The sequence below is a fragment of the uncultured Shimia sp. genome (assembly GCF_947493595.1).
Lineage (GTDB): Bacteria > Pseudomonadota > Alphaproteobacteria > Rhodobacterales > Rhodobacteraceae > Shimia.
Genome location: NZ_CANLRL010000001.1, coordinates 693,399 through 713,397, shown reverse-complemented (window position 1 = coordinate 713,397; position 19,999 = coordinate 693,399). Strand labels below are relative to the sequence as shown.

Genomic DNA, 19,999 nt, shown 5'->3' with positions numbered 1-19,999 from the left:
TTTTCAAGGGGTCACAGCGAAATAGTTGCCCGCTAAGGTTCGGCCATTTCCTGCCCATCGGACAACAAAGGTAATGAAGTATGAGAGCCCTCCCCTTGAAACCCTGCATTCAGTCCAGAATGGCGCTATCGAATGCACGTGCACAACCCAACCAATGCAACATGGCGCTCAAAACAAGTTGTCCCCAGCGACAGTTCAACCAATAGTTGCACACCTCAGCAAACTCCGAAACTACTGGTTCACAACCTCCCATACCAACCCTCAATCCCCTACGTCTGCGACCTCACCGCCCCCAAACCACAATTGCTAGAGCCTACCCCAACTCCGGCGCGAAATTGTCGAGACAAAGCCGTTGGTTATGCAAAACCACCAGATACAGGCCCAAAAAACTACGAAATCCCTTAGTTTTATACAAATGTGGCAAAAAAGTGATTGGCTTACGTAACCGTCACATTTATAGTCATCCCAAATCAAACAAGGGCATAAGCCCGATCAACCTAGAGCGGTAGAATACATGAGTAGTTTTAGTTATGCCGTCCGCGGTACGGACGGAGTTGTGGTACGTGGCCAAACAGCCGAAGCGGCCAACAGCGTTATTGCCACCCAGCAAGCCTCGCAAGTTTCCGTAAATCTCGCCCCATCAGAAGTCGCCGGTTACGTGAATAACGGTGGCGATCTGGTAATCCACCTGGTGAGCGGCGAAACCATCACCCTAGAGAACTACTTCTCCGGCGACGAGCGTGAGCTGTTGCTGTCCAAAGACGGTCAAGTTCAGTTGGTCGAACTTGGAGATCCGATCAACGATCAGTATTTCGCGCAATATGATGCGGTGTCCATGACCGACAAGTGGAGCGAGTACGACCAGCTGGCCTTCCTCGATCTGGAGCGTGTAGAGCCGGTTGTGGCCCCTCTCGCGGCGCCCATCGCCGGCTTGGTTCCCGGCCTGCTTGGTGTTGGCGGGGCCGCTGCTGTAGCCTCGACCCTGGGCGGCGGTGACGGTGAAGACACGGTAGATGGCGGCGAAGGCGACGACGGCTCCGGCGACGATGGTAACGGCGGCGACGAAGAGCCAAACGACGGCGACACCACCGGCGGCGACGACGATAACGGAGATGACGACGGCGATGATGACACCATCACGCCAACCGTAGACGACGCCGATGTGCCGCGCCTTGTGGGCGGTACAGGCGACGACAGCGTGACCATCACCGGCACCGGCGAACCCGGCTCCACAGTGACCGTGACCATCGGCGGCGAAGCCGGCACTGGCACCGTGGGCGAGGACGGCACTTACGAAGTTGTTTTTGCCCCTGGCGATTTGCCTGACGACGGCGACTATGACGTTAGTGTGTCTGTCGAAGACCCAGACGGCTCTGTCACAACCTTGGACGGCCCGTCTGTTGATATCGACACCACCCCACCGGACGTGTCTGTGAATGACGGCACGGTTTCTACTGGCGACATCGTGAATGAAGATGAGCACACCACTGGCCACATGATCAGCGGAACCGGCGAAGCTGGCGCAACCCTGACCGTGGAAATCGACGGTTCAACCCAAACCACAACCGTGCTGGACGACGGCACTTGGTCTGTGACCTTTGACTCGACAGAGCTTTCCACCGGCGAATACACCACTGGCATCACCATCACCTCAACAGATGATCGCGGTAACGTCACCACCGTGACCGACACCCTGCAAGTGGACACCATTGCGCCAGGCGTAGCGATGAACACAGTCGAGGGCGACAACATCATCAACGCCTCAGAAGCCTCTGATGGCGTTGTGCTTTCCGGCACAGGTGAGCCAGGCTCTTCGCTCTCGATCCTGTTCGAAGGCGTAACCCAGACCGTCACAGTCGGCGACGATGGAAGCTGGTCTTCGGCCTTTGATGCCTCCGCGATTGGCACCGGCACCTACGACAGCACCGTCTCAATCACCGCCACCGATCTGGCAGGCAACAGCCACACTGAGAACTTTACGGTTCACATCGACACTGACGGCCTGGCGACCATCACCTCCCCAATTGCGGGCGATGATATCGTGAACGCGGCTGAAGCTGCAGCAGGCGTCACCCTCACCGGGACCGCAGAGGCGGGCTCTTCTGTAGCCGTGACTGTCGAAGGCGTGACCCACACTGTGACCGCCGCAGGTGACGGCAGCTGGTCGGCTACTTTTGCTGCCGGTGAAATCCCACAAGGCACCTACGACACCACTGTGTCTGTGACCGCGACCGATCTCGCGGGCAACGTGACCACGACCTCAGACAGCTTCCGCGTGGACACCGAAATCTCGGCAGCCATGGACGCAAGCCAGCTAGGCGGCGACAACACCGCCAATGCAACCGAAGTGGCCGGTGGCTTCACCCTGACCGGCACTGCAGAGCCTGGATCTTCCGTGGCCGTGACCATGGAAGGCGTGACCCACACCGTGACCACTGCGGCCAACGGCACTTGGGCGGCGACCTTCGCAGGCGGTGAAATCCCGCAAGGCACCTACAACAGCACCGTGTCCATCACCGCAACCGATGCGGCAGGCAACAGCGCCACCACCACCGGCACTGTGGCTGTGGACACCGAACTGTCCGCAGGCATCAACACCGGCCAGGCGGGCGGCGACGACATCGCCAACGCCGCGGAAGTGGCAGGCGGCCTGAGCCTCACCGGCACCGCAGATGCCGGTAGCAATGTGGTTGTGCAAATCGCAGGCGCATCCCGCACAGTGACCGCCGCTGCAAACGGCACCTGGGTTGCGAACTTCACCGCCGCGGACATCCCACAAGGCGAATACGACGCGCCAGTGACCGTGACCGCAACCGATGCGGCCGGCAACACAGCAACCGCGACTTCAACCGTGCATGTTGATACCTCCACGTCCATTGACGTGGACCTCTCTGCAGGCGTCTTTGCTGCACCGGTAAATGCCGCGCAAATGCAGGGCGGTGTGGTGCTGGAAGGCACAACTGAGCCAAACTCCTCCGTGGTTGTGACCGTGGATGGCGTGGTGCGCAGCACAACGTCTGATGCCTCCGGCAACTGGTTTGTGACTTATGAGAACGGCTCCTTGGCCGAAGGCACATACACCGCAAACGCCACACTGGCCGTGACCGACGCCGCTGGCAACACCGCCACCGCCAACGCCACCTTTGCGGTCGACACGGAAATCACCAACCCGGTTGTGCAATCCGTGACCTTCGCAGATGACGATGTGACCTCGCTATCGCTCAGCACCGAAAATCAGGACTACGAAATTCATGCCCTGAACCAGGACGGCTCCACTGCCGAACTGGCTACAACAGAAGTGGCGCTGGGTGGCGATGAGTCTCTGTATGTGTTGAACCCAAAAGCCTCCGACGGCACCCACCTGGTAATTGCCTCCACGGATGATGCAGGCAACCAGTCCGACACGCTGCTGGTGCTGGATGACAACGTCACCAATGCAAGCACACTGGATCACGCCGCCGCAGGCAACTTCAACATCGAAGGCATTGAGTTGGACTACGCGTCTGATGCAAACCTGACCCTGACCGAAGCCCAGATCAAAGATCTGTCAGACACCTCTGACACGCTTACGATCCACGGCGGCGCAGATGACCAGATCACCGTCACCGACGCGACCAAAACCAACCAGACCGTGGATATCGAAGGCGAAGCCTATGATGTCTACACGGTGGGCAATGACGGCGTGACCCTGATCGTCGACCAAGATATCAACGTCATCATCTGATGATGCTTTGGGGCGGCCACAGGCCGCCCCATTCAAATCCAATGCTCCGGAATATCGCTGCCACTATGTCCCGCCGCCATCTCACCACCAGTCTGCCCCTGCTTCTGGGAGCCACGCTCCTGAGCGGCTGCATGGCCAATATGAGCGAGCACCTGCCGGACATGAGCAAGCCCATGGGCCTGCTCAAAGCCAAACCGGAGGGTGCCGAGGCCGCAGCTGAGGTCAGCAAACGCACCAGCTTTGAGCAGGACGCGGACGCCAAAACCCAAAGCGAAATTCTCAACACGCTTCTGGCCCGCCGCTCCGTCATTCCAAGCGACAGCGCTATGGGCCATGTCGCCGACGTGGCGCTGACATCCTCGCGCCGCTCCGCCGAAGCCCAGCTGCAAACCGCAAAACTTCGGGCACAGGCCGAAAACAAGAACTGGCTCCCGACCCTAAGCCCCGAAATCTCGCTCAACACCCTCAGCGACGTGATCGCCGGTCTGGTGTTTGAACAGGTGCTGTTTGACCACGGCCGCAAAAAGGCCGAGCGTGAATATGCCGCTGCCGATGTCGAAGTTGCCGCCGTCACCCTCTCCGAGGATCTGAACGAACGCACCTACACCGCTTTGGCGCTCTATATCAAAGGCCTGCGCGGACAGGAGAAAGCCCAGGTTGGTAACAAGGGCCTCGCCCAACTGCACCACTTTGAACGCATCGTGCAGGGTCGTGTGGACGGCGGTGTCTCCAACAAGGGCGACCTGCGCATGGTGCGCACCAAAATCCAGACCTTGGAAACCAAAAGCGAAACCGCCTCTGAAAGCGCGGGTACCGCTCTGGCCGAACTCAAGGCCATGACCGGCACCGCCTTTACGCTGAAACCGGCCTCTGCCCTCTCTGCACAATCTTATCCGGCGGTGGAACCGCTTGAAGTGCTGCGCGCCCGCGCCGAAGCCGAACGCTCCGTCGCCCAAGCCACCGTGGAACGCGCCGCACAATTGCCGGGCCTCAAGGCCTCTGCGCGCACCACCAACAAAGGCAACAGCGCGGGTCTGAACCTTTCCAATGACGTTGGTCTCGGCCTTGGCACTGGCGACCGCCTGAAAGCCATTGAGGCCTCCAAGGACATCGCAGCCCGTCAAGTCGATGAGGCCCGCGAAGACGGCGCACGTGACCGCAAACGCCTGGAAAGCAACATCAAAAGCCTGGAACGCCAAGAGCGCGAGGCCAATCAACTCGCCCGCGAAGGCCGCGAGACCTATAAGCTGTTTGAAGCGCAATTCCGTGCCGGTCAACGCTCCGTACTGGAAGTGGTCGATGTTTACGAACAATCCGTGCTGCGTTCCCTTGACGGCGTCGACGCCAAATACGACAAGCTGCTGGCGCAACTAGAGCTCGCCCGCGATCTGGGCCTGCTGGCAGACGGAGACGCAATTTGAGCGACGGGACACCCAAAGGCAAAGCACCGGTGGTGCTCTCGATTGCGGCTGTGAAGTCCACCAAGGCCGCCAACAAAGCCCCCGCGCCCGTCCAACCGCCTGCCCCCACGCAAGTCGCTCAAATCACTCCCAAAACCGTCGCGGCACCGACGCAAGCCAAACCCGCAGCCGTGTCGGCTCCTTCAGATGCCATCCACGATCTGGTTGAGGCAACTGCCACCCGAATCCAACACCGCGCCACGTTGATCTCCACGCTCGCTTCGCTCAACGGCGTCGACGTGCCGGTCACCGATGTGGCCGAACACATGTGGACCAACGCCCCGGGCGACGTCTCGATCAAAGCCCTGTCTGGCGCACTGGCCCACGCCGGTGTGGAGCCAAAAATTCATCAGAAGATGAAGGTTGCCCCCGCCGCTTGGCCCGCCGTGGCGATGATGAACAACGGACAGGCCATTCTGGTCCTGTCTCAGGACGAAGACACCCTCTACGTCTACGACGACAGCTGCGCCGACAACCGCGCCGAAGTGCCTGTCACCGAATTTGAGCCCTTCTTCTCCGGCACCGCCCTGCGCGCCAAAGTCTCTCTGCGCCAATTGGCTGAACGTCACGTGCCGCAGATCGCAGACGGCATGTCCGGCCACTGGTTCTGGGGCGAATTTACAAAATACCGCCGCCACATGGGCGAGATCATGTTGGGCTCGCTGGTCGCCAACCTTCTGGCCGTCGCCGTCGCTTTGTTCTCACTGCAAGTCTACGACCGCGTGATCCCACACCAATCACAGGCCACGCTCTGGGTGCTGGCTATTGGTGCGATTTTCGCCATTGGTCTCGAAGGCCTACTAAAGCTCGCCCGCGCCAAGATGAGCGACGCCGCAGGCCGCCGCATGGAACTCTCCATCCAGCACCGTCTGATGAAACGCCTGCTGGGCATGCGCTCAGACCGCCGCCCCCTGCCCCCATCCGGCCTGTTTGCCGCGATGCGCGATTTCGGCGCCGTGCGTGACTTCTTCACCTCCACCACCATCTCGGTGCTGGCGGATATGCCGTTTATCTTCATCTTCCTCGCGCTGGTGGCCTCGATCGCAGGCAACCTCGTCTGGGTGCTGATGCTTGGCGGCGTGCTCATGGTCCTGCCCGCCTACGTGCTGCAAAAACGCATGATCTCTTTGTCGCGCGAAACCCAAGGCGCGTCAGCCAAAGTGGGTCGCCTTTTACAAGAAGTCATCACCGAGCTCGACACCGTGAAGACCCAACGCGGCGAAGACCGCGTGCTGCGTCTCTGGGACGAGCTCAACGCCGTTTCCAGCCACTCTTCCGCCGAACAGCGCCGCCTCAGCTCTGCCTTGACCTATTGGTCCCAGGGCGTGCAGCAAATGACCTACATCGCCACTGTGGTGATCGGCACCTATCTGGTGTTTGCGGGGGAATTCACCGTCGGAACTATTATTGCCTGCGGTATCTTGACCTCGCGCACGCTGGCCCCACTGACCCAATTTGCAGGCACTTTGGCGCGCTGGTCCAACGTCAAAGGCGCCCTGGAAAGCCTTGATGCTATTGCCCTTTCTGAGCAAGAGAAAGACGGCGAGCGCAAATACCTGCGCCGCGAGAAACTCGAAGGCCAGTTCGAACTGCGCGAGCTCTCCTTTGCCTATGACGAAGACAGCGGCGCCTCCCTTGATGTGCCCGGCGTGGTCATCAAACCGGGCCAGCGCGTTACGATTCTTGGCGCCAATGGTTCCGGCAAATCCACTCTGCTGAAACTCATGGCCGGTCTCTACGGCCCCACCAAAGGCCGCGTACTGCTGGACGGCACGGACATGGGTCAGATCGACCAACGCGACCTGCGCCGCAACATCGGCTACCTCAGCCAGGACGTGCGCCTTTTTGCGGGCTCTCTGCGTGACAACCTCAACTTGACTCAGCTGGAACGCGACGATGACCGCCTGATGGCCGCGCTCGATTTTGCGGGCCTCGGCCCCTTCCTGCGCAACCACCCGCAGGGGCTGGATCTGCAAATCCGTGACGGCGGCGAAGGCCTGTCAATCGGTCAGCGTCAATCCATCGGCTGGGCCCGCCTCTGGCTGCAAAACCCCAGCATCGTGCTGCTGGATGAGCCCACCGCCGCGCTCGATCAAACCCTGGAACGCACACTGGTCAGCCGCCTCTCGAACTGGCTCGAAGGCCGCACCGCCCTCATCGCCACCCACCGCACGCCGATCTTGGCGCTTTCCACCCGCACGTTGATCCTGCAAAACGGCCGCCTTGTGGTCGATGGCCCGCGTGAACAAGTCCTCGCCCACCTCGCCGGAGGGGCCAACGGATGACCACATCCGAATTTGAGAACGAAACCGGTCTCGACGAGCAACTCAAAGCCTCCCGCCTCACGATCCGCCTGATTGCCGCCGCGGTTGGGCTTTTTGTCATCTGGTCCGCCTTTGCGTGGGTCGACGAAATTGTGCGCGCCGACGGCCAAGTGGTCTCCTCCTCGCGCTCCCAATCGGTGCAGAACCTCGAAGGCGGCATCCTCGCCGACCTCGCCGTCAAACAAGGCGACCTTGTTGAATCCGGCCAAATCCTCGCCACCCTCAGCGACACCCGCTTCCGCTCAGCCTTTGACGATCTACAAGACCAGATCGACGCGCTGGAACTGCGCCGCCTGCGCCTTGAGGCAGAAATCGACGGCAAGTTCACCTTCGACGTGCCCGATGACTTGGCCAAACGCGCGCCCCGCATTTTGGCCTCCGAAAAAGCCCTGATCGAAGCCCGCCAGACCGACATCGACAGCCGCCGAGAAGGCGCCTTTACCCAGCTCGAACAAGCCCAAGAAGAGCTCTCCAACATGGAGCGCCTCTACAAGAAAGAATTTGTCGCCCTCTTGGAAGTCAACAAAGCCCGCGAAAAAGCCTCTGAGGCCGAAATCCGCTACATGGACATCCTCACCCAGGCCGAGCTGGCGCTGGCGGAAGAGTACTCCGAAACGTTGAAAGAGATCACTTCGCTGCGCCAAGAAATGCGCCTCGCCCAAGACCAACTCTCCCGCACCGTGATCACTGCGCCTATGCGCGGCATCGTCAACAACCTCGCGGTAACCACCATCGGCGGTGTTGTACGTCCCGGAGAAGAAATCTTTGAAATCATACCGTTAGGCGAAGAACTGTTTGTCGAGGCCCAAGTCCGCCCTGAAAACATCGCCAATGTCGAGCCGGGTCAAGACGCCTCCATCAAGCTCTCCGCTTATGACTACACCATCTACGGTTCCCTTAAAGGCAAGGTGGATTTCATCTCTGCTGACACCTTTGAAGACGAACGCGATCCCTCTGCGCCGCCGTACTACAAGGTCACCGTGAACGTGAACGCCGACGCGCTCACTGAACGGCAAAAAGCCATCGAAATCCGCCCCGGCATGCGCGCAACCGTCGAGTTGCACACCGGCTCCAAAACCGTCCTGCGCTACCTGATGAAGCCGCTCTACAAAAGCAAAGAGGCCTTCCGAGAGCCTTAGGCGCAACCTCCGCGCGATCAAACTGTTGCGCCGAGTGTTGGCACCGTCCAAGGTGCCCGCATGACACCAGAAACCGCGTTTTCCTTCTCAGCACTCAGCTCCTCGGCGCAACGCCACATTCGGGTGTTCCAAATCCACCAGTTTCTGGATCGTTTTGCCATGGGGCTCACCGTGGCCGTTGTTGCGCTGGCCCTCACCGATCGCGGCATGGACCTCTTCCAAATCTCGCTGCTCTTCGGGGTCTACTCACTCACCACCATGACGATGGAACTGCCTTTTGGCGGCTTGGCCGACAGCATCGGGCGCAAACCGGTCTTTTTGACCGCCGTCATCGCCAGCCTGATCTCCCTCGCGCTCTTCCTCTCCAGCAGCAACTTCTACGTGCTGGCCCTGTCTTTTGGCTTCATCGGCTTTGGCCGTGCGCTTCGCTCCGGCACGCTGGACGCGTGGTTTGTCGAAACCTTCAAGGCCACTGCCCCCAACGTAGACGTGCAACCCGCGCTCGCCAAAGCACAATCCGCCAATGCCATCGGCCTGGCGATGGGCGCGATCCTCGGTGGCCTTCTCCCCGACCTCCTCGGCCCCTATGTGCAAATCCTCGGGTTCAGCCCCTATGACACCTCCTACGCCGCCAGCTTTGCCGTGATGCTCTGCGTGTTTGCCTTTACTAAGCTAGCCATTATCGAGCCGCCTCGTGCGACAAGCCAAGGCGCCCTCAAACACGGCTTTGTCAACGTGCCGCTGGTGGTAAAAGACGCCGGTCTGCTCGCCCTCAAACACCCCACACTGTCGTTGCTGTTGGCCGCACTGGCGGTCTTCCTCATGGCCACCAATCCGGTCGAGGTGCTCTGGCCCACTTTCGCCAAACCCATGCTGGACAACACCTACGCAAACACCGCCATCGGCACGCTAACCGCCACCTATTTCTTCGCCATCGCCTTTGGCGCCGCGCTGTCACCACACGTCACCAAGCTCTTCAAACGCCACCACACCAAAACACTCGCAACCACCTTCACCTGCCTCGCAGCCGTGCAAATCGCCCTCGTCTACCAAGGCCACATCCTCGCCTTTGCGGCGGTCTTCATCCTCTATTCCGTCTGTCTCGGCATCTGCGAAACCCCGGCCAGCAGCATCCTGCACCGCTGCGTTGCCGATCATCAACGCTCCACGCTACTGTCCTTGCGCTCCCTGATCCAACAACTGGGAGCTGCATTGGGCCTGCTCCTCACCGGCGCCGTCGCAGAGCTCTACTCCCTCTCCGTCGCATGGAGCCTCGGCGCGGTATTTCTGCTCTTGGCGACGATACTGTGCCTGGTCTTGGTGAAACGCATGAAGACGGAAAGTCAGTAAAGGACGCACCCGCGCACCGCTCTTCAATCGCGCACTCACCCAATCGGTTCTGCCCTCAACCCAACGTTTGTTTGAGGCGCAAACCATTGATAGTTACGTAAAACTTTCCTCACCAAACATGCACGGCGAAAGAACCTTTTAACCGCTACCCCTGTACTGCTCCCTCACTACGTACAGTTGCTCAGGGGGCATTTAGGGTGAAAGTATCTCAGTTACTCAACGCAAAAAAAACCAACAAGGTTGAAGGAATTCGACCGCAATCAACGCTCAAGCAGGCGGCCCACAAACTGCTGGATCTCAAACTTGGCGCCTTGGTGGTGACCGACGAAACCAACACAATGGTTGGTATCATCTCTGAACGGGATCTCCTCACTGTTGTGGCAAGTTGCAACCCCAAAGCCGCCGACGCCTTGGTGTCCGACGTGATGACCTCCTCGGTCATTTCTTGCGGTCCGGACGACGAAGTCACCTACCTACTGCACCTGATGAATGAAAACGCCATCCGGCACATGCCTGTGCTAGAAAACGGCAAGCTCATCGGCATTCTGAGCATACGCGAACTGACGAAAGCCTATGAACTCCTTCAGATCGAGGCGAACACCGACCCGCTGACCCAGGTTTCGAACCGACGCCCGTTCCTGAAAACACTGGAAACACAATTTGAAAGTTCCCGGCAAGACGGGTCGCCCATGTCGGTTGCCATGCTCGATGTAGACCATTTCAAACGTATCAACGACACTTATGGACATGACGCTGGCGACAAGACCCTGCAACAGCTTTCAAGGATGCTGATACGCGAGTTTCGCTCCATTGACCTTGTAGGCAGGCTTGGTGGCGAAGAGTTTGCGCTGGTCTTTCCGGACACCGACTTGATCGGTGCCTATGCTGCCTGCGAGCGGTTGCGGGCGACGATCCAGTCCAGCGAAATTGTCGCGGATGCAAACAAAATCCGCTTAACGGTCAGCATCGGGCTCACGGAGGTTTACGAACACGCCAGCGATGCAGCCGCCTTGCTCAAGCGCGCGGACGAGTTGCTATATGTCGCCAAAAATTCCGGCCGGAACCAAGTGTCAGTCGAAGGCGGGGTCAGGATACCTTCCAAGCCAGAAACCGCGCTTTCCTCAGAAAAATAGAAATTCGGGCCTCAGATTATGCGCAACTGAGGCCCAGATTCCATCCGGGCCGAACATTGGTGGTTGATCCAAAGACAGTGGCAGCCCCCCCCCAAAAAAACCCAACATTATTTGTGCGCCTTTGGAGACATCCCTGCCCCCGCCACATTCCCGCCGCACAAATTATCAGCACTGCCAGAGCCCCAAGCCTTTTCCCCGCAACTATACCGTGACTTGGCCCGCGCCCTCCCGTACGTCTAAAGCACTGCAACAGGAGCCGCGTTCCATGGACCTCACCCATATCCTTACCTTCAATCTTGCATTGGCCGCCGCCATTGCCAGCCCCGGTCCGGCCTTTCTGATTTCGGTGAAAACCACCCTCACCGGAGGACGCCGTGCGGGTCTCGCAGTTGGCGCTGGCCTCGCGCTGGTTGCCGCACTCTGGACTTTAGCGGCCCTCTTGGGCCTCGAAGCCATCTTTGCAACTTTCCCTTGGGCTTATATTGCCGTGAAAACTGTCGGCGCGCTTTACCTGCTCTATATTGCATACGGCATGTGGAAAGGCGCTCGCGCGCCGCTGGCCCCCACCGAGATAAAACCCGCCCGCCACGCCTTCTGGCAAGGCGTCGCCATCCAGGTCATGAACCCGAAGTCCGTGCTGTTTGCAGCCGCCGTGTTGGTGGTGATCTTCCCACCCGGCATGTCATTGGCGCAAAAGGGCTTTGTCTTTGCCAACCACTTGGCCATCGAGTTGATCTTCTACAGCCTGCTGGCCTTTGGCATGAGCACATCCACCGCCCGCAACGCCTACCTGCACGCCAAGCTCTATCTCGACCGCGTCGCCGCTGTTGTGCTCTCCGCTCTGGGTTTGCGCCTGTTGTTTGGCAAATAAGTCATCAACAAAAAAAGGCGGCCCCAAAGGGCCGCCAAGTCAAAGCGGGTGAGCCAGAGCAGGAGGCTCTACCCGCCGGCAATCATTTGTTTGAGCGTATCGGCACTCAGCAGCGTGCCCACAGAGACATTCTGTCCGCCCATCGCGGCCTTGGCGGACACCACAGACACCACCGCAGGGTTGCTGCCGTTGGTCAGCGCCAGAACCGGCGCCCCGGAGGCACCAAAGTTCACTTCGCAGCTCATCACCAGCGTTTCATCCTGACGGGCCAAAACGCGGCACGGGTATTCCAAAATCGGATCAGACCGGTTGCTGATGGTGTAGCTCAACACACCCAGCATATCACCGCTGGCAAGGTTGGCCCCGTAGCGCATCGGCAGAACGGAATTCTTTGAGATTGGCTTGCTCAATCTCAGCAACGCAATGTCACTGCCAACCTGAGCTTTGCCTTTGTGGCGGTGGATATAATCCGGGTGGGCCGTCGCCACGGAAACCTGACGGATCGCTTTGGCTTTGCCACCCTTCAATCCGGCCTGAAACTCGATCTGACCGGGTTTCAGCTTCTTGCCGGTGCGAGGATTATACAGGCAATGCGCGGCGGTCAGCACAAGAGACGGAGAAATCAAGGCTCCGGTACACATGGCTTTGCCAGACAACATCAAGCGTCCAACCGCGGCCTCTCCCGGCAGCTTCCCTGTTACGTTTGCTTCAGCATGCAAAACGCCCGGAAGCAGCATCGCAAGTGTGGCTATCAGTCTAATGGCGCGCATGGTGCCTCCCTCAAATCCTTGAAATCACTTGAACAAGCATCTGGGGCAGCATTCGGACCAAATCGGCGCCATTTGCAGTCTGTTTCTGGGGCGTGCGGTGTTCGCCTTGCGGCCAAAACAAGGCAGGCCGCAAAACCAAGCGCTGACAATTTGCGTAAAATCCGGTGTATATATAAGGAGAGCCCGCAGCACCCTGGACACAGGCGGTTTGGGAACATAAGCGCAGATAAAACTGACACTTGCGCCCGCCCTAATTTCGGCCCATTGCTGCGCTAGGATGCGCGACATGAGAGACAACCTGCACATGACTGATGAAACTTTTGCCCCAACGGCTGAGAACCAGCGCCGCTTTCGCGATGCGCTTGGCTGCTTTGCCACTGGCGTGACCGTTGTCACCGTGCCCACTGCGCAGGGTCCACTTGGCATGACCGCCAATTCGTTCTCATCCGTGTCGCTTGATCCGCCGCTGGTGCTCTGGTGCCCGGCGAGAAATTCCGAACGCCACCCGTTTTTTGCTGGCGCAAGCCACTTTGCCATCCACATGCTGCGCGACGATCAGAGCGCCTTGGCCATGGACTTCGCCCGCAACGGCGATCCCTTCGCCGCGCTACAACATGGCACCAACGCCGACCATGTGCCGCTGCTGCCAGAATGTCTGGCCCGCTTTGAATGCCGCACCCATGCGGTACACGATGGCGGCGATCATGATATCGTTGTTGGACAGGTGGAACGCCTCTGGATTGGCGAAGGCAAACCCTTGGTCTTTGCCCAGTCCCACTTCGGCTGCTTTGACCCCAACGCCTAAGCCCCCACAATTTCAGCGCCTTACACAGCCCCGCTCACGTTGACGCGGGGTTGCGTCTTTGGCATGGCTTTTCCCCACTATTTTTGTTGTGAATCAAAGTGGGCCCTCCATATTGGGAGGATAACGCGCCAACAGATTACCCTTATGAGCACTGGAGCCTCCCTTGGAACAGTCCGCCCCCCACGTGAACAGCTTTGACGCCATGCTGGCCGCCACCGCGCCGCTGGACCCGATTGCCACCGCCGTTGTGCACCCCTGTGACGCCGCCTCCCTGATCGGCGCGCTCGAAGCCCGCGACAAAACCCTGATCACCCCCATTCTGGTGGGGCCTGAAGACCGCATCAAAGCTGTCGCGGCGGAGGAAGGCCTCAACATCGACGGGCTGGAGATTGTTGACGCCAAACACAGCCACGCCAGCGCCCAGGCTGCCGTGCGACTTGTGCGCGAAGGCAAAGCCCAGGCCCTGATGAAAGGCGCGCTGCACACCGACGAGGTCATGAGCGCCGTAGTCGACAAGGTCACCGGCCTGCGCACCGAACGCCGCATGAGCCACGTCTTTGTGCTCGACGTGCCCACCTACCCCAAGCCCTTGCTGATCACCGACGCAGCGATCAACATCTTCCCGGATCTGATGGTCAAAGCGGACATTGTGCAAAACAGCATCGAACTGGCGCACGCGATTGGCGTAGACGAGCCGAAAGTGGCCATCCTCTCCGCGCTGGAGACCATCTATCCCAAGATCCCCTCCACGGTCGAAGCCGCCGCGCTCTGCAAAATGGCCGACCGTGGTCAGATCACCGGCGGCGTGCTGGACGGCCCGCTGGCCTTTGACAACGCCATCTCCCGCAAGGCTGCGGACGCCAAAGGCATCAAATCTCCCGTTCCCGGCGAAGCCGACATCCTCGTCGCCCCGGACCTTGAGGCTGGCAACATGATCGCCAAACAGCTGATGTATCTCGCCGGTGCCGACAGCGCCGGTCTCGTGCTGGGCGCGCGCGTGCCCATCATGCTGACTTCCCGTGCGGATGGCACGCTCAGCCGTCTGGTCTCCGCCGCGCTGGCGCAGCTCATGGTGCACCACAACCTTGGTCAGGACCTGATGTAATGGCAGAGACACAAGACGCCTTTCTGGTCCTGAATGCCGGGTCATCCTCAATCAAATACGCCGTCTATGGCGCTGATCTGAAACAGATATTGCATGGTCAAGTCGACCGCATCGGTCTGGACCCGCAATACCATGGCGGGGCAAAACACATCGACGTGCCGGTGGCGAACAACGCCACCCACGCCGAAATTCTCGACTGGCTGCTGACCCACATTGCGGGCCTATCCGACAACCTGCGCATCATCGGCGCGGGCCACCGCGTGGTGCATGGTGGCCAAGACTTCGCCGCCCCCGCGCGTGTCACCGACGCAGTCATTGCCAAGCTGCGCACTCTCGCCCCCCTGGCCCCCGGTCACCAGCCGCACAACCTCGCGGGTATCGAAGCTGCGGCCCGCCGCTGGCCCGACATCCCACAGGTCGCCTGCTTTGACACCGCCTTCCACCGCACCCAGCCGCGTATTGCGCAACTCTTCGCTATCCCGCGCAGCTTCTCTGACGACGGTGTGCTGCGCTATGGCTTCCACGGGCTGAGCTACCACTACATCTCTACCCAACTGCCGCACCATTTGGACAAACCCAACGGCAAAGTGATTGTCGCCCACCTCGGCAATGGCGCCTCGATGTGTGCGATGCAAAACATGAAGTCCGTCGCCACCACCATGGGCTACACAGCTCTGGACGGGCTGGTCATGGGCCGCCGCTGTGGTGAACTTGACCCCGGTGTGATCTTTCACATGTTACGTGATCGCGGCATGTCCGTGGCCGAGATCGAAGACACTCTAGGTACCAAATCCGGTCTCATGGGGGTGTCCGACATCAGCTCCGACATGCGCGACTTGCTCTCCTCTGACAGTCCTGCTGCCGCAGAGGCCGTAGACCTGTTTGTCTACCAAGCCTGCAAGAAAATCGGCGCCTTAGCCGCCTCCATGGGCGGTGTTGGCTCTATTGTGTTCACTGGTGGCATCGGCGAAAACTCCGCCGCCATCCGCGCGCGTATCTTACAAGGCTGCGCCTGGCTTGGCGCAGACATCGACGACGCCGCCAACACGGCGGGCAACGCCCGTATCACCACCGTCGAGAGCCGTCTCGCCGCCTTTGTCATTCCCACCGACGAAGAAGGCATCATCGCGGGCGAAACCCAACGCCTGGTCACGGGTTAGTTCACCGCCCGCCGCGCCAGCGGCGGGCACGCGTCCGCCCGCCCCATGGCAGGCGCGTTCCGCACCCGCCCGGGCGAACGCTCAACGCCAGATTGGACCGCCCGGAAACTCCCCTGATGACAACCCCCAAAAACGGAAATAGCCTGACCCCATGGATTTATTTGAACGTTTTGTCACTCTCTGGGTTGTGATCGACCCAATTGGCACCATCCCGGTTTTTATCGCCGTGACCGCCGCGATGACCGCACCGGAACGGCGCAAGACCGCTCTCCTCGCAGCGGCAGTCTCCGCAGGGGTCCTGCTCTTCTTCCTGGTCTTTGGCCAATTGTTGATCGACGGCCTTGGCATCAGCCTGCTGTCGTTCCAAATCGCTGGAGGCATCGTGCTGTTCCTCTTTGCCCTCACCATGATCTTTGGCGAAAGCAAACCAGACAGCGACAAACACGCCGCAGATGCAGACGCTGAACTGGACGAAAAACCCTCGCCCGCCGTCTTCCCCCTTGCTGTGCCCTCCCTGGCCAGCCCTGGCGCGATGCTGGCCATCGTGCTGCTGACTGACAACAACACCGTCGCCATTCCGGATCAGCTCATCACCGGCGCAGTCATGCTGGTGGTCTTGCTGTGTGCCTATCTCTGCATGCTGGCTGCAGGCCCAATCATTCGCGTGATCGGCAACTCCGGTGCGGCCATTGTCAGCCGTGTCATGGGCATGATCCTCGCCTCAGTCGCAGCCGACCTCGTGATCGGCGCTGTGTTGGAGATCAGTAAAACCGGATTGGTCTAAAAAAACAGCCAGCCCCCCTCAGGCGGCTGGCCGATTAACTTTTCGAGATGCAAAAACCGCACCTCCGCAAAACAGCCGCGAGACCGACATAATACCGACGTCCCAAACGCCGGTATTCTCGCCGGTTAACGCACCGCTCTATAGGTCAATTTCGATCACTCCACCGGCCTCTTTTGCGCGGCTCTGGCACAGGATCACAGAGGTCTCGCGCTGCTTGTTGGACAGCACAAAATCGCGGTGCTCCACCTCGCCAGACACCAGCCCACATTTGCACACACCGCAAATCCCGTCGGCACATTTCACGTCCACATGCACGCCGTTTTCCAGAAGCACATCAGTTGCAATTTTATCTTCTGGTACAAGCAGTTCCCGCCCATCCTTAAGCTTCAACGTAAAGTCGAAATTCTCATACTCCGGCTGCTCCGGAACATTGAAATACTCCAAATGCCGCGCCTCTTCTGGGAAGCCTTGGCGCTCTGCAGCCTGCATCACACCGTCCATGAACCGATCCGGCCCACAGGTGTAAACATGCCAACCGTCCTGATAGCCACCAAGAACCGCATCCAAATCCGCCCGCGTGCCTTTGTCAGAGAAATGGAACACCACCTTGTCCGCCCAAGGCATCGCCTTGAGATCATTGATGTATCCAGCGCCGTCTTCGCGACTTGCAGAGTAGTGCAACGCAAAATCCCGACCCAGATCGTGCAGGCGATGGGCAAAGGCAATCATCGGCGTGATGCCAATCCCACCGCCCATCAGGAAGCTCTTGCTCGCGTCCTCAACCAGCTCGAAGTGGTTGATTGGCTTGGAGACAAACACCTTGCGACCTTCGCGGAAAATCCTGTGCAGGAAAGCACTTCCGCCCCGCCCTTCGTCTTCGCGCAACACACCGATCTGATACTTTGACCGATCTTTAGGATCTCCTGACATGCTGTACTGGCGCAAAAACTCCGGCGCGACCAACACATCCAAATGTCCCCCAGCGGTCCATTCCGGCAACGGCGTGCCATCCAAAGTCTGGAATTCGTATTTGGTCACATCCGCCGTCATCGGCTCCACATGGGAAATCTGCACCTGAACCACCGGCGCATCCTCCGCATCCGGCACCACATACCGGTCGATCACACTGTCATCACCAGAGGCTACACGTGCCTTGTACTCATTCGCAGAAACCATTGATTCATAGGCCTGAATCCCCGCCTCTCGGTCCATCGGGAACGGATAAGGCCACGGATGTGGGGCCAGTGCCGCCGGATACACCGCCAGCGTCTGATCCTCATATTTCAGGTCCAGATCTTTCTGCAAATCCCGACGGTTGAGCGGATGTTGCGTGGGCCGATACGCCCCGTCTTCCTCCAGCTCAATATCCCACCACCATTTCTTGGTGTCGTTGAGGCCACCATTGCCCACGGCGTCATCAAGTTTCGCCAAAGGTTTGGCAAGGCTTGGGAAATTGCTCGCCGCCCAACGGAATGGGGCTTCGGCAAAAAGCCCTTCAAGGTTCCAAGGGCAGGTTTTCATACACCGCCCGCACATCGACCCGCCCGGTGTGGTGATCCGATAGGTCGCACATTTCTGACTGTCCGACTTCCAGATTTCATAGCCGTTGAACATCAACTTTGGACCGGCCGTAATGGCGCCAGAAGGACACTCCCGCGCACATTTATTGCAGTTTTCACAGAAATTTTGCAGCCCAAAATCAATTGGTTGGTCGTGACCCATCGGCATATCCGTGGTCACCACCCCGGATTTCAAACGTGGCCCCAGATACGGGTTCAGGATCACTTCCCCAATCCGGCTCACCTCACCCAGACCAGAGAGCAACAACAGCGGCGGTTGCAGCACCTCACCGTCCATCACCGTGTGCGCCTTCGCCTTATAGCCAAGGTTGCGAATGTGCTGCGCAATCACGCCGCCAAGGAGAGAAAACCGCAGATACGCCCGCATGGATTGCGCCACGCTGATCCAGTCATCCCCACTGGCGCCTTCCATGGTTTCATAACCCTGATCGACAATCATACTGATTGCATTGTCATGGATTGGGTTGATTGGCGTACCTGTGGCGTCGTGGCTGTACCACGCCCACTCCGGACAACGGCTCAAACCCACCGCATCGACACCCAGGAAATAGGTTGTTGCCTTGAGGTTTGCGGCGTTACGCTCTGAATCTGTTGGTTTTTCAACCTCAGAACTTGCGCCATCTTGCAACAGTACAAACGCCCCCAAGGCCCGCCGCTGCGCCATGCTTGGCGCCGCTTTGCGCACGTAGTAGCCACCCTTTGCCGCGTCTTGCAGCGACTTACCCATGTCGCCAAACTGCGCCCGCGCAAACAGGTCCGCCCGCTTGGGCACACGTGCCACATTGGCCTCATCGATGTAGGTTGTTGGCGTCTTAACCCGTTTCAAACGCTCAAACGGCTGCGCGCCTTTCACGTAGTCGCGATTGCGGAACGGGTCTTGGGTCATCGCTGACTTGGCAAAGCCTTTTCCCAACCACCAAGCCGGCCCCTGTGTTTTGAACCACGGCTGTTCCGCCATCGGTGCCAACGCGCCGTCATGTGCCAGTTCCATATCGGTGGTGATCACCGCCAACCCGTAGCGTTTGCCCAACCAAGGTGCCACAAGTGTACCGTCTTCACAGGACACCAGCCCTGCGGACAAGGCCACCTTGCCCAGATCCACGTCAGACGACGTCGCCGTATGGGCTTTTGCCCCAAAGCCCAACAGCCTGATATAATTGGCAATAACCACGGCACTTTCCGTTGCCCGCAAACAAGCGCGGTGGTCCTGCGCGTCCAAAATCCAATCACTGCCCGGCTCACCCCGCTCCGGATCACGATGATGTTCAATCAAAAACACCAGCGCATGTTTGTGATCTTCAATCGAGCTTGGCGGCATCTCCATGCTGTCTTTCAAATCCGCCATGATCAGGTCAATGCCCGCCGCTAGGGATTTGATCTGTCGCGTCCGCAGAGCCTCCGCCAAACGATCAATATCAGGGTTGCGGCGAGGCACATCCAACCGCGCCTCCGCCGTCAGCGGTCCCACACCAACCATCGAGACGTCATTGAAATACCCAAAGGATTTCAAGTGATTTGCCCGCTCCACCGGATCAGATGGCACCTCAGATTGCACACCATTCACCATGCCATCACGCAGCGCATCCATCATCGCCTGGAACTCGCCCATGGCATTCACAATGCTCTCCGGCTGCTCCGGGCGGTGGAAAGTCATCACAGGGTCATCTGGCACATTGCGCCAGGCAGCAGTGTCCTGCCGCTTTAGTCGTTCCAATGGGTACGGGCCCAGATGCACCGGCCGCGCCTTGTCGGAAAAAAACTTGATCCCCATGGTATCCCTTCTTGCCTGTCCAC

The 19,999-nt window shown here is 59.2% G+C and carries 13 protein-coding genes; 11 read left to right on the top strand and 2 right to left on the bottom strand.

What is annotated here, in order from left to right:
- Positions 1-514 precede the first annotated feature (514 nt).
- The 7 genes from Q0955_RS03570 (at position 515) to Q0955_RS03540 (ending at position 12,001) form a co-directional block, all read left to right on the top strand.
- A complete protein-coding gene (locus tag Q0955_RS03570; protein ID WP_299419956.1) occupies positions 515-3,724 on the top strand; it encodes an Ig-like domain-containing protein in 3,210 nt (1,069 codons plus the stop codon).
- A gap of 41 nt (positions 3,725-3,765) precedes the next feature.
- Positions 3,766-5,145, top strand: coding sequence for a TolC family protein (locus tag Q0955_RS03565; RefSeq protein ID WP_299419953.1), 1,380 nt, complete (start codon positions 3,766-3,768; stop codon positions 5,143-5,145).
- 170 nt (positions 5,146-5,315) lie between these two features.
- On the top strand, positions 5,316-7,469 hold the full coding sequence (locus Q0955_RS03560; RefSeq protein ID WP_299421035.1) for a type I secretion system permease/ATPase: 2,154 nt from the start codon (positions 5,316-5,318) through the stop codon (positions 7,467-7,469).
- Complete coding sequence (locus tag Q0955_RS03555; protein WP_299419950.1) at positions 7,466-8,647, top strand: HlyD family type I secretion periplasmic adaptor subunit; 1,182 nt, start codon at positions 7,466-7,468, stop codon at positions 8,645-8,647. Before Q0955_RS03560 ends, Q0955_RS03555 begins: the two co-directional genes overlap by 4 nt.
- A 60-nt stretch (positions 8,648-8,707) precedes the next feature.
- Positions 8,708-9,997 (top strand): MFS transporter, encoded by a 1,290-nt coding sequence (locus Q0955_RS03550; protein ID WP_299419948.1) that lies wholly within the window; start codon positions 8,708-8,710, stop codon positions 9,995-9,997.
- Between the two features lie 197 nt (positions 9,998-10,194).
- On the top strand, positions 10,195-11,130 hold the full coding sequence (locus Q0955_RS03545) for a diguanylate cyclase (protein ID WP_299419945.1): 936 nt from the start codon (positions 10,195-10,197) through the stop codon (positions 11,128-11,130).
- Between the two features lie 265 nt (positions 11,131-11,395).
- Positions 11,396-12,001, top strand: a complete 606-nt coding sequence (locus tag Q0955_RS03540; protein ID WP_299419942.1) for a LysE family translocator — start codon at positions 11,396-11,398, stop codon at positions 11,999-12,001.
- 68 nt (positions 12,002-12,069) lie between these two features.
- Here Q0955_RS03540 and Q0955_RS03535 read toward each other — a convergent pair whose 3' ends face one another.
- Complete coding sequence (locus Q0955_RS03535) at positions 12,070-12,771, bottom strand: trypsin-like serine protease (protein WP_299419940.1); 702 nt, start codon at positions 12,769-12,771, stop codon at positions 12,070-12,072.
- Positions 12,772-13,075: 304 nt separating this feature from the next.
- On the opposite strand from Q0955_RS03535, the gene Q0955_RS03530 reads away from it, so the two are divergent.
- The 4 genes from Q0955_RS03530 (at position 13,076) to Q0955_RS03515 (ending at position 16,625) form a co-directional block, all read left to right on the top strand.
- Positions 13,076-13,576 carry a flavin reductase family protein gene (locus Q0955_RS03530; protein WP_299419937.1) on the top strand — a complete coding sequence of 167 codons (501 nt, stop codon included), beginning with the start codon at positions 13,076-13,078 and terminating at the stop codon, positions 13,574-13,576.
- Positions 13,577-13,739: 163 nt separating this feature from the next.
- Positions 13,740-14,681, top strand: coding sequence for a bifunctional enoyl-CoA hydratase/phosphate acetyltransferase (locus Q0955_RS03525; protein ID WP_299419934.1), 942 nt, complete (start codon positions 13,740-13,742; stop codon positions 14,679-14,681).
- Positions 14,681-15,841 carry an acetate/propionate family kinase gene (locus tag Q0955_RS03520; protein WP_299419931.1) on the top strand — a complete coding sequence of 387 codons (1,161 nt, stop codon included), beginning with the start codon at positions 14,681-14,683 and terminating at the stop codon, positions 15,839-15,841. Before Q0955_RS03525 ends, Q0955_RS03520 begins: the two co-directional genes overlap by 1 nt.
- A gap of 151 nt (positions 15,842-15,992) precedes the next feature.
- Positions 15,993-16,625, top strand: coding sequence for a MarC family protein (locus tag Q0955_RS03515; RefSeq protein WP_299419929.1), 633 nt, complete (start codon positions 15,993-15,995; stop codon positions 16,623-16,625).
- 138 nt (positions 16,626-16,763) lie between these two features.
- On the opposite strand, the gene Q0955_RS03510 is transcribed toward Q0955_RS03515, so the two are convergent.
- A complete protein-coding gene (locus Q0955_RS03510) occupies positions 16,764-19,976 on the bottom strand; it encodes a reductive dehalogenase (protein ID WP_299419926.1) in 3,213 nt (1,070 codons plus the stop codon).
- Positions 19,977-19,999 lie beyond the last annotated feature (23 nt).